The organism is Acerihabitans sp., from assembly GCF_036398755.1.
Classification (GTDB): Bacteria; Pseudomonadota; Gammaproteobacteria; order Enterobacterales; family Enterobacteriaceae; genus Acerihabitans.
In genome coordinates this window covers 12,794-27,668 of sequence record NZ_DASWOM010000113.1, presented here as the reverse complement: position 1 = coordinate 27,668, position 14,875 = coordinate 12,794, and the positions used below count along the sequence as shown (strand labels likewise).

The window sequence follows — 14,875 nt, the reverse complement described above, 5'->3', positions numbered from 1 at the left end:
GCGCACTCTATGCCGGCACAAGGTCAACACCATCGTCTGTTGGTAACATAGCGTCTTAGGGGCCGGAGCGGTATGCACTTACCGGGAAAACCATTATAATTATCTTGCGTTAAGAGTTAACACCTCAACTCATCTCTCACGGCTCAGTATTCACTGCTCACTGCTCACTGCTCACTGCTCACTGCTCACGGGTACAAGGGTGCTTGGTTTTGTGATTCCTGTGCTACATAGCTATATGGTTTTATGATTATTGAACTGCATGGCTGCATCACCTGTTTCTCGCTATGCATCTGCGTTCCAATACTTCAACGGTAGTTCGCCGCCAGACCCTATCCTAAGCGACAGCAATGCTATCGCTACATAAAGCGCATTGCTGACCGCGACACAGGTCCCGGCATAGAGCGCGCTGACGTTGCCTGTGACCCCGGCATGAGCCGCCGGGAGCGGCGAAAGGCCCGGTGGCGCCGGGAGCGCAAACCGGGCCGGTGCATAACGGGGGCATGGGCGACGGAAGGCATCGCGCAGCGACGCGCGACCTGCCGGCGCGGGGAAGTCAAGAAGGGGCTTGCGTGAGCCCCTTCTTGTCGCTTGCCGGCACCTGGCAAAACATATAAATACCTGACGCAAGGCAAGCGAACTCCACGCCGAGGCGCCATAAACCTCCGCCCCAGCCCTCTTTCTCCCCGCAATCTATTTGATTTGTGTTGCGCGTTTACCGGCGGCTTATGATAAAATTATCGTTCGTTAATAAAAAGAGGTTGACTAAAAATACGACCGGTCATATTGTTAGTGCCAGGTTATCTTTTACGGGGAATGTCTATATGAATCAGAAGGTCATTATTCAGGATTTGATGGAATGGTTGGAAAACAATCTGGATAAGTCATTATCTCTGGATCACGTAGCCGCCAAATCCGGGTATTCCAAATGGCATTTGCAGCGGATGTTCCGCAATGTGACCGGTGATGCGCTGGGAACCTATATCCGCACCCGCAGGCTGTCACGCGCCGCCTCGGAGCTGTGTCTTAAGGACCATAGCATCCTCGATATCGCCTTGCAAAGCGGCTTTGATTCGCAGCAGTCCTTTAGCCGGGCCTTCAAGCGCCAGTTCAGCCAGACGCCGGGAGCCTATCGTTCGCAGATGGCCTATCCTTATCATCCGGAAGAAGCGATGGATGATAAGTATATCCCAGCTAAGCGCTCGGTACATACGTCGCAACCGGTTTTTTAAGTAAGCGGATTTAACCGGCCGGGAAAACAGGGCGGTCGCTGTTATTACCCGAAAGCCGGCGGCTGGGGCCGCCGGCAAACCGGTGTTTAGTCCAGGGCCGGTTTAATCAGGCTGATGATGGCGCCCAGGCGCTCGCGCTGCGCAAGACCGATCTCCTCCCCGCCGGTATGTCCCGCATTTTGCCGGACCAGCGTATTAAGCCCCACCAGCCAATCGTAGACGTAGAAAGCGGTATTGTTTACCGGGGCGGCGTCAAGCCGGGTCAGGCGGTGGGATGCGTCAATGCCAAGCCCGGGCGCCGCCGGACGCGCAAATATTTTGTGGCCGGGATTGATGCGGCTGTCGGGGCGCTGCGCCGCGCTCAGACGCGTAAATCCCAGCCAGGCGACAAAATCGCCCAAAACGGCAAGCGCCCGCGCCACCTGCCGGTCGGCTTTGCTTTCGGGCGGCAGGCCCGGCGGGGCCAGATCCACCAGCCTCTCCTCCAGCAGGCCCAGGATATCAAGCCGGATGGCGGCGGTGATTAATTCCGCCATCAACATGACCATGGTCGGCCTGGCGAGGCCCAGCAATGCCAGCAGCGGCGCGTTTTCCGGCAGGTTACGCAAATGATTGACCCAATAGCGCTGCACGCTGCGGGCAAACATTTTGTCATCCGTCGCGCCGGACATGTCCGCGCTGATAATGAGCTGGCCGCCAGGCGCCTCGGGAGCGGCGAGCAGATCCAAGGCGACGCCGACGCCAAACGGCCCGGTACCGTCGGCCGACGGGTTATTGATCGGTTCGTCATCGCCGGCGGCGTGGGCTGAGGTTTGCAAATAGAGGCGGCGCAGTTCTTCGCGCGTGGGCAGCAGATGTTCAAGCAGCTCGCCGTGCAAACCGGCGCGCGCCTGTAGCGCCTTCAGCAGGATGTGCGCGATCTGTTGTTTTTGTAACGGATCTTCATGGATCGCGGCATGGTGCCATTCACCCAGCAGGGTTTCGGCCAGTTCGCGCTGCAGCGCCATCGTCTGCTCGCTAAGGCGCAGCAGGGCCGTCTCGCGCTGCGCCACGGCGGCGAGGTAGCTCTCAAGGGCGTTGACGCCACGGGAATCCGTGGCCAGCAGGGTGCCCCAGGTATCGCCCGGCGTGCCGATATAGCGCTGTACGGCCGCGTCGTGATTGCGGCCGTGGACCACGCGCTGATCGAACCGGGTCAAGGCCCAAATCAGCCCCGGTTTATGCCGGCCGAGCACCCCGGCGTTTTCCGCCTGGGTGCGCCTGACCCAATAGTCCAGCAGCGTGCCGACGGCGCCAACCGCCGAACGGTTCTGCGCCGCGGTGCACACCAACAGCACATTGACCGCCTGGGCGTCGGCATAACGTTCGGGCAAATAAGCGCGGCGGGCGCGAAGCAGGGGCTGCGCCAGCGGGTAGGCTGCGCCGGCGTCAGGCGCCGGCTCGTCGTCGTGGGCGGCGGCGGCGGCGGCGGTTGCCAGGCTGCCGTCGATACCGGCAAAATCAATAAAATCCAGCTGCGCGCCGAGATTTTCGTCCGCGCGCGCGGACGCGGGAATGTCCAGCGGGATCAGCAGTTCGATGGCCAGCATCGCCAGCTCGGCCATCGTCAGTTCAACCGGTTTTCCCATGCGGCCGTTGAGCATCGGCACCACCTGGATTAACGGGTCGGCGGCGGTATGCAGGCGCGAGAGCGCCGCGCCGTCCAGGATACCGTCCGCCCGCTGCGCATTATCGTCCACCAGCACGCCCAACGGCGCCAGCACCTGCCGCGCGCCGCCCAGATGCTGGACGATAGCGGCGAAATGACGGTAGGCGGCGCTCAGGTCTTCGCGTCCTTGCCATAATAGCGAAAACAGATCGGCCCGATCCCCGATGGCGAGATAGGGCGCCAGATCAACCGCCACCGGCCAGAACCGCGCTTCAAGCTGTTTTTGCCGCCGGCCGTCGTGGCGGCCGGCATAATCCCATAATGCCACCACGGCGTCGCCGCTCATGCCGGCAACCGGTTCCGTCTGCCGCAGCGCAATCAACCGGTCCAGGCTGTCATCCAGCGCCCGATCGTCCAGGCCGCGGACGGCGGCCTCGCTATCGACATCGCGCAGCGAAACGGTCAGCATCAGCATGGCGATATCCGCTTCATTAAGCAGCGAGAGCTGGACCGGGCAGGCGTCGTTTTCCGCTCGCCGCCGCTGGGAGAACCGCAACACCAGCCCGGAAGCCCGGCTTGGCGGCTCAATCAGTGACGGCACGTCCAGGCGTTTGCCGCCAAGCAGGGTGGTCAGCCGCTCGTCCTGCCCCACGGCCAGTGCGGTAATCAGATGCAGCTTTGCGCGCGCCGACTCACCGAAAAAACCAATGGCGCTTTCGGTGTGCGAGGCGTTGTACAGATGGTGGGCCTGGAGACGGCAGCGGCGCAGCTTTATCCCCAGCCGGCCGGCCTCCATATCCAGGCGCGGCGCATCGCGGCGCGTGGCCGCGATCCAGTCCATCGCCTGTTCGATTCCCTGCAGTACCTGGTGCTGGCGGCTATGCAGCTGGTTCTGCAACTGCGGCGCCAACGGGTCGGACGCCCGGCCGGGTTTGCTCCGCGCCGGTAACGGGGTGGTGTTTAATTGGCTCATTTTTTCACTATGCTCCCGCTATCGATCCAATACTCGGTCGCGCCTGAACCGCTGTCGGCGAGGGTATTCAACGCCAGGCGCAAATGCTGGCGCGGCACGGCGGTACCGTCCTCCAGCACCGCCTCCGCTATCACGAAACCTTCCGGCCCGGTCTGCTTGTCGCCACCCGCCGCCGCCAGCCGGATACGCAGCTCGCTTTTCCCGGCCACGCGCCGCGCAAGCGCCGGATCGGCGATCGACAGCGTATACAGCGCGGATGCCGGCCAGCGTTCATTGTCCAGTTGACGAAAACCCAGGCATAACGCGCCGCGCATGCGAAATCCTGCCCTGGCGTCCAGCTTGAAATCCGGCGCGTCAAGATTGATATCGCTGTAATAGACCTTATCGGCGGCCAGGTTGTGGTTGCCGTCCAGCATGCCCAGGTAGCGCAGGGTGGAATAGGGCTGGAAATCACCGGCTTTAAAATAGAACCCCGGTAACCGCAGGCTAAGCGCCAGCAGGCACAGCATTGCGCCTACCGCCGCGGTGGATTTTGGATTATCGATGCGACCGTGCTGGTTAAAGGGATACCACGCGCTGGTGTGGTAGCCGTCCAGCGACAGGATGCGGTTACCGGGCAGCGGCTGGAGGTGGCGGAACAGGGCCTGAATACCCGGGAAACGCGCCGGCCGGCCGGTAAGCAGCAGCACGTCGCAGTCATGCAGCGCGACAACCTCGGACAACGACCGCAGATGCTGGGTGATCGTCATGCGGTGGGTCAGGAATCCGTCGTGAAGCTTGCCCAGTCTTAGCTGGAGCGGCACGCGCAAAATATCAAACGGCGCGGCATCCGCCGGCAGGCAGCGCTGCGCTTCACCGTGAATATATGCCAGGACGTTGCGCGTGGGCGTGCGGGTCAACAGTTCGCCGAAGACGGCATCGATTTCCGTGCGGTTTTCCAGCGGATCAAAACGTTCATAGGCCGCCAGGATAGCGCGTCCGATGGGCATAAACAGCTGTAGCGTCGCCTGCTGGCGCAGCGTGCCGTGCCCGTCCATGCGCCCCTCGTCGCCAAACAGCCTGGCGAGCAACGCACCGGGGTTGTCCATGCCGGCGGTGACCAGCGCCGCCTCCAGGGCGGGCAGGACAAACTGCTGGACAACCTCCAGCAGGATATCATCTCCCGCGACCTTGAAACCTTCGCGAAACAGCAGGCGCGGGGTAATTTTGACATCCTTGCCGCCGCTGTCGTCCAGGCTAAATTGCGTGATGGCTAAATCGGTGGTGCCGCCGCCGATATCAATTGATGCGATGCGCAGGGTTTTGCCCGCGCCCCCCTCCGTGGACGCTTTGTCCGGCCGCGCCATGGCGGTAAAAAACGCATTGCTATGACCGGCGAAGTTAACCTGGGTTTCGTTAAACAGATAGACCATTTGACCGCAGGTGGCTTCATCCCAATCCATTCTCACCTCGGGCACCGGCACCCGGCTGTTGGCCCAATCACCGGGCACGGAAAAGGGATCATCGGCCCGGTGCCAGCCCATGGTTTTCCACACCAGGCCAATCGCCTCGTGCATGCGCCGGAAAAATATCTCCCGCTCCGGTTTCGGCATCGCCGAGGGCAGGGTCAGCACGATGGTGCGCAACTGGCGCGGCGCCCCATCGTGGCCCATTTTCAGCCGCTGGGCCACGCTGTTGATTTGCATTATTGCCTGCGCCAGCAGTTCGGACAGCATCAGGGCCATCAGCGAACTGCGGCTGTAATGCGCTGAAAACGCCGGCAGGCGATCGTCGGCGTCCAGCAGGTAAAGCGGCCGGCCCTCATCATTGATAAGATGGGTAAACGGCGCCGCCAGCGCCGGCGGTTCATGCGCCGCACCGCCGGGGCACTGGCTGAACCGCCATCCAGGGGCAAAACTTTCCTCATCCCACAAATAGCGCCGCGGGCTTGAGATCCCGGTGGCTCCCTCTACGCCCTGGCGCTGTAGCGCCAGGCGCGCGGCCTCCCGGCCGACACGGGTAATGGCCGGCCAGACAAAGGCGTCGTCGCGCCCGCTTTCGAGCGAGAAGCCGGGTTTGCCAAACCGGGCCTGGGCGAACTCGACGCGGCTCTCGAACAGTTCGTTATATAAAAACTGCGGCTCGCCCAGATCACGGATCTGCAGTTCATTGGTCAGCTTAAGCCCATTGGGCTCATCGGCATGATCCTCCACCAGGATGCCGCAGGTGTGCGAATTGCCGACGTCCAGGATCAAATCCACCTTCACCACCGGCTCTTGCAGCGTGCCGGCGCTGATTTTTATCTCAGGTACCCGCAGCTGTTCGCCGAGCATTGCCAGCAAATTGAGATAATGAGCCTGATATTCAAACGAGCGGAACGCGACTTCCATCTCCCGCGCGCTGCGATCCTCGCGCCGTGTCGCCTGCTGGGTAAAGACTTCGCGCAGCCAGCCGTCGACCCAGGTGAGGTCAAGAAATTCGCCGAGTTCGTCGCTACGGTGCGCCAGGATAAAACCGATGCCGTTATGGATATCGTTTTCGTTGGGGGCCACCGAGGACTCGGCGTGCGCGGCCGGATAAACCCGGGTATCAAAGGCGATGCTGACCCGGTGGGTAAAGCCGTGCCGGTCAGGCGCATCCAGGGCGCAAATGCGCACCCGCGCCCAGTTATCCGGCCCGCCCGGCAGGGCGCGCGGGGGTGTTGAACGGAACATGGGCAGCGGCAGCCAGAGTTTATCCAGCAACGCCAGCGATTGTTCCAGCCCGAAACTGAATTCGGGTTTCACCACCTCCGGCGGCGCGCCTGCCGGCACCGGGACGGAATACTTACCGGTCTGTGCGTGATAATCCAGGCGCAACAGCGGCCCGTTGGCGGTCTGGCGCACAAAGGCGCCGGGCAGACCGGCGTTAACGCCGGGCGTCAGGGCAAAGTCCAGAAACTGAATGCCGCTGTCGCGGATCAGCTGGATGCACTGTGGGTAATCCGTAATCGTCGCCAGCATTTATTGTTCACTCTCGCGTTTCATCGTAATCGGAAAGGCCGTAGTGGCGTCATAGCGGCCTTTGCACTCGGCGACGCCTTTTGCGCCCTGGCGACAGACGATTTCCGGCATTTGATAGCGGGTGCCGTCGCTGCAGCGGGCCTTGGTCCGGCTGTTGATTATCAGGTTGCCCGATTTCATCAATCCGGCGTCCACCGCCGCGCGACAGGTCACTCCGTCGCCATGGGTAATCTTCACCGTGCCTTTACCATGGTTAAGCTGGTACTTAAGGCTTGGCGGCTTACCGGTCAGCGGCTCCTTGATATCCACGATGGCGCGCCAGCCGCCGTTGAGGAAGTCGGTCGATCCTATTTTCAACGTCGCCGGCGGCAGCGTCAGCGCGTTCCTGCCGACGGCGGCCGGGACGGGGGACGATACCTGCGTGTCCAGCGCCGGCGGCTCGGCGGCGACAGGCGGCACGGCTTTCGTCCGCGTCGCAGGCGCAGCGGCGGGGAGTTGCGCCGTGGCGGGATCCGGTGCGCTATTGCGGCCATTGGCCACATCGGCGGCGGTGCCGTTTGATGCCGACGGTGGCTGCGTCGCCGTTTCCCCGACAGGTTTAGGCCGCGCTACCCCGGCGGCGGCATCGGCGGGAAGCGCCTGTTCTGCCGGGGAAGCCGCGTCGGATGCAATCAGCCCACCGTCCAGTGCGCCGGGGCGATGTTTTTCCAGCGGCCGCACAGTGCCGGACAAGGGACCGGCGACGGGCAGGGCGCGTTTTTCCGCCTCAAGGGCGGCCAGCGCCGAGGTCGACAGGATGGGGTGCGGGCGGTACACGCAGCCGCGGATTTGCAGCGCCAATAGGGCCGTCAGGGCAAGCGCGGGCAGGGTCCACCACCAGCGCCGCCACAATGTGGCGCCGACCGCCGGCGCCGGGACGTCGGGTGCCGGCACCAGCCTGTTATCCGCCGCGGCGGCGTGGATATCGATGCGTGGGGAAGCGCGGTCGACATCGCGCGCCAGGTCGGCAACACCCCCTTCGTCCCCGACGGACTCCGCCACGGTCGGACGCAGGCAGGCAAAGGCGTCGGGGTCGGTTTTTTTATCCGCGCCGACAAAACCCCAAAACGTCAGCACCGGTTTGCCGCCCACCAGGTAAACATAATGCCGGTCGGGAAAACGCATGGTCTTGGACAGCAGCGCGCCAAACAGCCGGTGGGCGGTTTTTTCCGCCGTACCGGCGCGCCGGCACAGTTCGGCGATGGCGGCCTGGCAGCTTTCCAGTTCAAGGAGGGCGGATGCGCGTTCGGCATCGCTGGCGCCGGCCCAGGAGGAAATGCCGCCCGCGCGGGGCGAATACCAGTCGAGGCGATCGCCATCCTCATTAGGCTGAGGGATGGCCAGGCAGTCGGCGATCCGCTGTTGATGCCGCAGACGCAGGGTTTCCCGTATCTCCAGCGCCGATGCATACACCGGCCGGCCCTGTTCGCCCAACGCATAAATATCAAGCAAACCGCCGCTACGTAAAAATGATTTTGCCACGCAAAAGGGACCTTTGAAAAAGTAACGTCCATCGGGGAATAAAGAATTTTTTATTTCAGCCGATACTGTAAATCCGGCGCAGGCAAATCAAACGCCCGAATAGGCGGCAAAAAAGACAAATACTCGGGGTATCGAACGGGGGCAGACCCGACCCGAGGGCCGGGAAGGGGTATTATTGCGGGGTGGTATCCATACCGAACCACTTAACGGTCAGCGTTTTCAGCGTGCCATCCTGTTTGGCGCCGGCGATGGCGTCATCAAACATTTTTTTCAGCTCTGGATCGGTCTTGCGGATGCCGACCGCCGAACCGCTGCCCAAAATGCCGCCGATAAACTGTGGTCCCGCCAGGACGATATCCTGGTTGCCGGGTTTAGACTTGGCGCCGTTCAGATACGTCACCGAGGCAAATACCATATCCACCCGGCCGGATTTCAAATCAAGATCGTGCTCTTCGGTGGTTTTATATTCGCGCAGGGTCACCACGTCTTTTAGATATTTTTCCAGAAACTGCTGGCCGATGGAGGAGCCCTGCACGCCGATAACCTTACCTTTAAGCAACGGGGTCAACTTTTCCAGCTCGGCTTTAGCGCCCGCTTCATCAGTGTTAAGCGAGAACCGGGTTCCCAAGTCCGGCAAGGCGGCCAGCGGACTGTTTTTCAATACCGCAAAGGTTTGTCCGGCATTGCTGTAGGAGGTGGAGAAATCGATGATTTTTTTACGCGCTTCGGTGGCGGACAGCCCGTCCATGATGGCGTCGAATTTTCCGGCGTTCAGCGCCGGGATCACCCCGGCAAAGGGCTGTACGATAATCTGGCATTCCACCTTCATTTTTTCGCACAGCACCTTATAGAGATCAATTTCAAACCCATCCAGGGTGCCGTCGGCTTTGGTAAAATTGTACGGCCGGAACGCCCCTTCGGTGGCGATTTTAACCACCGTCCATTTTTTCCCCTCTTCGGCATGGCCGCCGAAGCTGGTCGCCAGAGTGGCGGTAATGCATAACACGCGTACCAGATTTGCCAAGTTCATTGCTTTACTCCTGTAATAACGAGGGAAAATGCGCCTTTCGGCGCAAAAGACGATCGGTCAGCGCACATTTTCCAGCGGCTTTTTATCCGCCGTGGCGACGCGTGCGCGCAGATGCGGGGTCAACCGGTATTCCAACCACATGACCAGCCGGGTAATGATCAGATTGATCAGCAGGTAAATCAGTCCCGCCACCAGGAATACTTCCAGCGCCCGGTAGGTATCGGCAATGATTCGCGCGGCAATGCCGGTAATGTCCATCAGGGTAATAATCGAGGCCAGGGAGGTGGACTGCACCATGGAAATCAGCTCGTTGCCATAGGCAGGCAGCGCCTGGCGGATGGCCATGGGAAACAGTATGCGCCGCACCACCAGCAGGCGGCTCATGCCGCAGGCGCGCGCGGCCTCCACCGCCCCATGCGGCACCGAAAGCAGTCCGCCGCGCAGGATCTCGCTGCCGTAGGCCGCGGTGCACAGCGTCAGCGACAGCAGCGCGCAGCCATAAGGCTCGCGCAGCACCGGCCACAACCAGCTGTTGCGTACCGCTTCAAACTGGCTCATACCGTAATAAATCAGGAACAGCTGTACCAGCAGCGGCGTTCCCCGCAGGCAAAAGACATAAAAACGCGCCGGCGCGCTAAGCCAGATAAAGGGCGAGAGCCGTGCCAGGGCCAGCGGAAAGGCCAGCAAAAAGCCCATGGCCACGGAATAAAAGGCTAATTTCAGCGTCAGCGGAATGCCGGGGATCAGCTGCAAAAAGGTCTGCCAGAGAAATTCCACGTCCATTAGCGCCTTACCCCGCGCGAGTAGTAGGTTTCCGCTTTGGCTAATGACCATCCGGAGCAGGCGGAAATCAAAAGGTACAGCAGCGCCGCGGCGCAGTAGAAGTCAAAGGGTTTGCCGGTCGATCCGGCGCCGGTCTGCGCCTTATTCATCAGCTCGGCCAGGCCGGTCACCGATACCAGCGCCGCGGCTTTGAGCACCAACTGCCAGACGTTGCCCATGCCCGGCAGGGCGTGGCGCAGCAGTAGCGGCATAATGATGCGACGCAGGCGGACGGAGGCGGTCATGCCCAGGGACGTGGCGGCCTCCAGTTCGCCCGGCGCTATGGCCAGGAACGCGCCGCGAAACACCTCGGTTTGCTGCGCGCCCGCCGCGATGCCCACCGCCAGCATGCCGGCCAGGAAGCCCGGAAAGCTGATAAAATGCCCCGCGCCGAACAGCTTGCCCAGCGACGTCAAGGCCTGGCTGCCGCCGAAATACAGCAGGTAAATAATCAGCAGGTCCGGAATGCCGCGGATTACGGTGGTATAAAGGTCGGCGACGGCGCGTACCGGCCGGTTGCCGCAAAGCTTGGCCCAGGAAAACAGCGCGCCGATAACCCCGGCCAGCATAAAACCCGACACCGACAGGGCTACCGTCATCAGCGCGCCGGACAACAGCATCGGCCCCCATCCCCCGGGACCGAAACTCAGGGTCTGGAAAAAGCCTAGGTCCGCCATGCTCTCTCCTTAGCGTTTAAACGACGGCGTGCCTTAGCGGCGGTCATCAGTGGCTGCCTGGAAAGGGCGGAGTGACATCGTCGGGGATCGGATTGATAAACGGCGTGCCGTTCAGCTGGCGCTGATGCTCCTGTTTCGCCGCGTCGATAAGCGCCGGCTGTTTTATCAGGCCAATGGCGGTGCTGGCCATGACCTTGGCCGCGTGGACCAATCCTTTATGGGCCAGCGAGGATTTGCCCTGCGCCACCAATTGCCATGAATGACCCGGGGTGCCGATGGTGTAGGTGGCGCTTTGCGCCTGGACGGTCGGCACCACCCAACTGACCGACCCCACGTCGGTGGAACCGATCATGGTGCTGGCCGGCCGGTCAAGGGGCAAGACATAATCACACAGCATTTCATCCGGCGTCATGGCCTGGCCGGCGCGGTGGAACGCGCTGCTGATTTCCTCGGCGGACATGGTCTGCTGGAACCGCGCCGCATAGTCGTAATCAGCCTGATTGAATCCCGGTCCGCCGAGCAGCTCAAGATGCGACTGCATCAGTTCTTCCAGTACGCGGTTCGCCACCAGGTTGGCGTCGCCGCTGAGAATATTGCGTTTCATGGTGGTTTCGGTCATCAGCGCCGCGCCCGCGGCCACCTTGTCCACCCGCGCCAACAGTTCCAGCAGTTCGGGCAAAGTGCGGGTGCGCACCAGATAACGCACCGTCGCCTTGGCCTGCACCACGTTCGGCGAAAAGCCGCCTGAGTCGGTAATGGCGTAGTGAATGCGCGCGCTGTTCGGCATATGCTCGCGCAGATAATTGACGCCCACGTTCATCAGCTCCACCGCGTCCAGGGCGCTGCGGCCCAGGTGCGGCGTGGCCGAGGCGTGTGACGCGCGGCCGTGGAAGTGGTAGTTGATTTCATTACAGGCCAGCGAATTGGGTTCCTTTACGCAGTTAAACGCGCCGGGATGCCAGCAAATGGCGATATCAACATCATCAAACAGGCCTGCGCGCACCATAAACCCCTTGCCCGCGCCGCCTTCCTCCGCCGGACATCCGTAAAAACGCACCCGTCCCGGAAGACCTTCGGCAGCCAGAAAATCCTTGACCGCCGTAGCGGCCAGCAGCGCGGCGGAACCCAGCATATTATGGCCGCAGCCGTGGCCGTTGCCGCCGTCTTCCAACGCCACGGGCCGCGCCACATCCGCCTGCTGGCTCAGGCCGGGCAGGGCATCGTATTCACCGAGGATGGCGATGACCGGGCCGCCCGCGCCCGCTTCGCCCATCATGGCGGTCGGCAGGCCGGCAACGCCCTCGGTCACGCGAAACCCCTGTGCTTTCAGCATCTCCAGGTGCGCCCGCGAGGACTTTATTTCGGTGTAGTTCACTTCGGGCGTGGCCCAGATCCGATCGCTCAGATCGCAAAAGCTATGCTTTTTCTCATCGATAAACGACCAGATCTGGTGCAATAACGCGGGGTCGACGACCCCATTCTCTTCATTACTTGTGCGCAACGGCATGACGGCAATCCTTTAACGGCAGTGATGGAACTTATCTATACATGTACAACCCATAGTCAACTACAAGCAAGAACGAGGCCAGTTATAGGCGCCTTTTCAGATGCGCCGGTCCAAGATGGCCCGGCCAATAGCGGGAGGAACGGCATAGCGGGTTGGACACATGTTCCAAAATGGGGCGGGGCGGTGATGAGGTTGGGCCATAATGGTGCGGCGCGGGTACTCCCCGGCGGGCGGATTCGGCGCGGCGAACTGATAAGCCGCGCCCGCCCGGAATCCTATTTTCGCGCTACAGTTATAGCTACCCCTCTCACTGGGCCGAATACGAGGCAATCATGTTCAAACTGTATGGCGCGCCGGGCGCGGGTTCGGCAATCGTTGAAATCATGCTGGCCCTGGCCGGCGAGCCTTATCAATGGATAAATGTCGACGGCTACGATCGGCCGGGCGCGGCCAGGGAGACGTTAAAAACCCTTAACCCCTTGTGCCAGGTGCCGACGCTGCAACTGGACGATGGCGGCATCATGACCGAAAGCGCGGCCATTGCGCTGATGTTGCTCGACAGCCATCCCTTGCTTGCGCCGGCGCCCGGAACCGCCGATCGCGGGCAATTTTACCGCCTGCTGGTCTGGCTGGTGGCGAATGTCTACCCCACCTTTACCTACGGTGATTATCCCGAGCGCTGGACGCCCGGCATGCCTGGGGAACTGGTTGCCAGTACCGATCAATACCGCGAACGGCTCTACCTCTGGCTGGAGACACAGTTGGGGGAAGGTCCTTATCTTTTTGGTGACACTGTCACGATCATTGATGCCTACTGGCCGGTACTTATCCACTGGGGGCCGCGGCAGCCGTGGTTTGCGCGGCATACGCCTAAATTATTCGCCCTGGCCGGGCAGGTTAGCCGGCGCGCGGAGCTGCACGCCATCTTGCAGGCCAATCACATGTTGTAGCGGCGCCAGGCAGTCGGCGCCATGGCGCATTTTCAACGCACGCTGATACCGTCAAGGAACAAGTCCACCAGATGGGCGATGCGCGGCTGCGACTCATCATCCAGCTCGGCGGCGAGGGATATCGCGGTTACCACGTAGACAAGATCATCAAAGGTCACATCACGCCGAATGGTGCCGGTTTGCTGCCCGCAGCGCAGCAGCCTGTGCCCTTCTTCAGTGGTCGCATGACAACCGGGCGTTCCGCTTTGGAGAACCGTTCCGAGCGATACCGCAAGGCCGCGATAGATGTTCGTGTTCATGGCGAGACCCGCCAGATACGCACGTACCGCGCCGAGGGGATCAACATCGGCATCCCGCGCACGGCTTGCCTCCACGAAAGACAAAAGCCGCGCATTGTAGGTGGCGGCCAGGAGCATCTCGCGCGATGGGAAGCGTCGATAGAGCGTCCCAATCCCGACCTTCGCGCGCCTTGCCACCTCCTCCAATGAGGCGTCGGCTCCCCGCTCCAGAAACACGTCCTCGGCCGCAGCCAGGATGCGCTCACGATTCAGGCGCGCGTCGGCGCGCAATACAGGTTCTTCGCTCAATGGTTTTTCTCATCGTCTGTTGCTAAGCGGAGGATACCGCCATATTATAAGTGGAGCAACCATCCACTTAACCAAGGCGATAATATGACCGGTAAATTTGAGAACAAAGTCGTGGCGATCACGGGCGGCAGCGACGGCATCGGCCTGGCAACGGCGAAGCGTTTTTCAGCCGAAGGGGCCCATGTGTACATCACCGCACGCCGCCAGGCGCAGCTGGACCGGGCGATAAAGGAGATAGGCAAGGGTGCGGTCGGCGTACAAGGGGACGTTGCCAATTCCGCGGACCTCGATAGGCTCTATGCTCGCATCCAGCGCGATCACGGCAGGGTCGATGTCGTTTTCGCCAACGCGGGCATCTCCGAGTCCGCCTCGATCGACAGCATCGATGAAGCCCACATGGATCGGGTATTCGCCGTGAATGTCAAAGGTATGGTCTTCACGGTGCAAAAGGCGCTGCCGCTGATGACGCGCGGGGGCGCGGTGATCCTCGCCGGTTCGGCCGCGGGCGGCAAGGGATTTGCCAATCTGTCGATATACAGCGCCACGAAGGCCGCGATCCGCTCGTTCGCCCGAACCTGGACCACAGACCTCAAAAGCCGTGGCATCCGCGTGAACGTTGTTTCGCCCGGCATGATCCTGACCCCGGCGATGGACACCTACTTGCAAGTGAACGCCGGCGCGGAGGATGCATTAACGCAAATGATCCCGTTCGGGCGGCTCGGCCAGGCGCAGGAAGTCGCCGGGGTCGTGTTGTTCCTGGCGTCCGATGAGAGCAGTTTTATCGCCGGGGATGAGTTATTCGTCGATGGCGGCGTCATGGCGGTATAATAATGACCGGCGGACTTAACCCCGTCGACGGGTTATGGTCAACCACCGCCGTTCATCGACACAAAATTTCTTCCGTATTGGGTATATTTTATACCCAAACGCACAAACGCCTGTATGATTTC

General features: G+C 61.4%; 10 protein-coding genes and 1 pseudogene. 3 read left to right on the top strand and 8 right to left on the bottom strand.

What is annotated here, in order from left to right:
* Positions 1-821 precede the first annotated feature (821 nt).
* Positions 822-1,133 (top strand): annotated as a pseudogene (locus VGC33_RS19060) (helix-turn-helix domain-containing protein); the annotation flags it as partial.
* 182 nt (positions 1,134-1,315) lie between these two features.
* Here VGC33_RS19060 and VGC33_RS19055 read toward each other — a convergent pair.
* From VGC33_RS19055 to VGC33_RS19025, 7 genes are all read right to left on the bottom strand, one after another.
* Positions 1,316-3,850, bottom strand: a complete 2,535-nt coding sequence (locus VGC33_RS19055; RefSeq protein WP_331122353.1) for a virulence factor SrfC family protein — start codon at positions 3,848-3,850, stop codon at positions 1,316-1,318.
* On the bottom strand, positions 3,847-6,831 hold the full coding sequence (locus VGC33_RS19050; protein WP_331122352.1) for a virulence factor SrfB: 2,985 nt from the start codon (positions 6,829-6,831) through the stop codon (positions 3,847-3,849). Before VGC33_RS19050 ends, VGC33_RS19055 begins: the two co-directional genes overlap by 4 nt.
* Positions 6,832-8,352 carry an SrfA family protein gene (locus VGC33_RS19045; RefSeq protein WP_331122351.1) on the bottom strand — a complete coding sequence of 507 codons (1,521 nt, stop codon included), beginning with the start codon at positions 8,350-8,352 and terminating at the stop codon, positions 6,832-6,834.
* Positions 8,353-8,524: 172 nt separating this feature from the next.
* On the bottom strand, positions 8,525-9,382 hold the full coding sequence (locus tag VGC33_RS19040) for a transporter substrate-binding domain-containing protein (RefSeq protein ID WP_331122350.1): 858 nt from the start codon (positions 9,380-9,382) through the stop codon (positions 8,525-8,527).
* 57 nt (positions 9,383-9,439) lie between these two features.
* On the bottom strand, positions 9,440-10,165 hold the full coding sequence (locus VGC33_RS19035; protein WP_331122349.1) for an ABC transporter permease: 726 nt from the start codon (positions 10,163-10,165) through the stop codon (positions 9,440-9,442).
* Positions 10,165-10,881, bottom strand: coding sequence for an ABC transporter permease (locus VGC33_RS19030; protein WP_331122348.1), 717 nt, complete (start codon positions 10,879-10,881; stop codon positions 10,165-10,167). Before VGC33_RS19030 ends, VGC33_RS19035 begins: the two co-directional genes overlap by 1 nt.
* A gap of 46 nt (positions 10,882-10,927) precedes the next feature.
* On the bottom strand, positions 10,928-12,388 hold the full coding sequence (locus tag VGC33_RS19025; protein WP_331122347.1) for a M20 family metallopeptidase: 1,461 nt from the start codon (positions 12,386-12,388) through the stop codon (positions 10,928-10,930).
* A 332-nt stretch (positions 12,389-12,720) separates the two neighbouring features.
* Between VGC33_RS19025 and VGC33_RS19020 the strand changes: the two genes are divergently transcribed.
* Positions 12,721-13,338, top strand: coding sequence for a glutathione S-transferase family protein (locus VGC33_RS19020; RefSeq protein ID WP_331122346.1), 618 nt, complete (start codon positions 12,721-12,723; stop codon positions 13,336-13,338).
* Positions 13,339-13,370: 32 nt separating this feature from the next.
* Here the strand turns inward: VGC33_RS19020 and VGC33_RS19015 are convergent, their stop codons facing one another.
* Positions 13,371-13,925 carry a TetR/AcrR family transcriptional regulator gene (locus VGC33_RS19015; protein ID WP_331122345.1) on the bottom strand — a complete coding sequence of 185 codons (555 nt, stop codon included), beginning with the start codon at positions 13,923-13,925 and terminating at the stop codon, positions 13,371-13,373.
* 84 nt (positions 13,926-14,009) lie between these two features.
* Here VGC33_RS19015 and VGC33_RS19010 point away from each other — a divergent pair, with 84 nt between their 5' ends.
* On the top strand, positions 14,010-14,753 hold the full coding sequence (locus VGC33_RS19010; protein WP_331122344.1) for a glucose 1-dehydrogenase: 744 nt from the start codon (positions 14,010-14,012) through the stop codon (positions 14,751-14,753).
* The last annotated feature ends 122 nt before the right edge of the window (positions 14,754-14,875 follow it).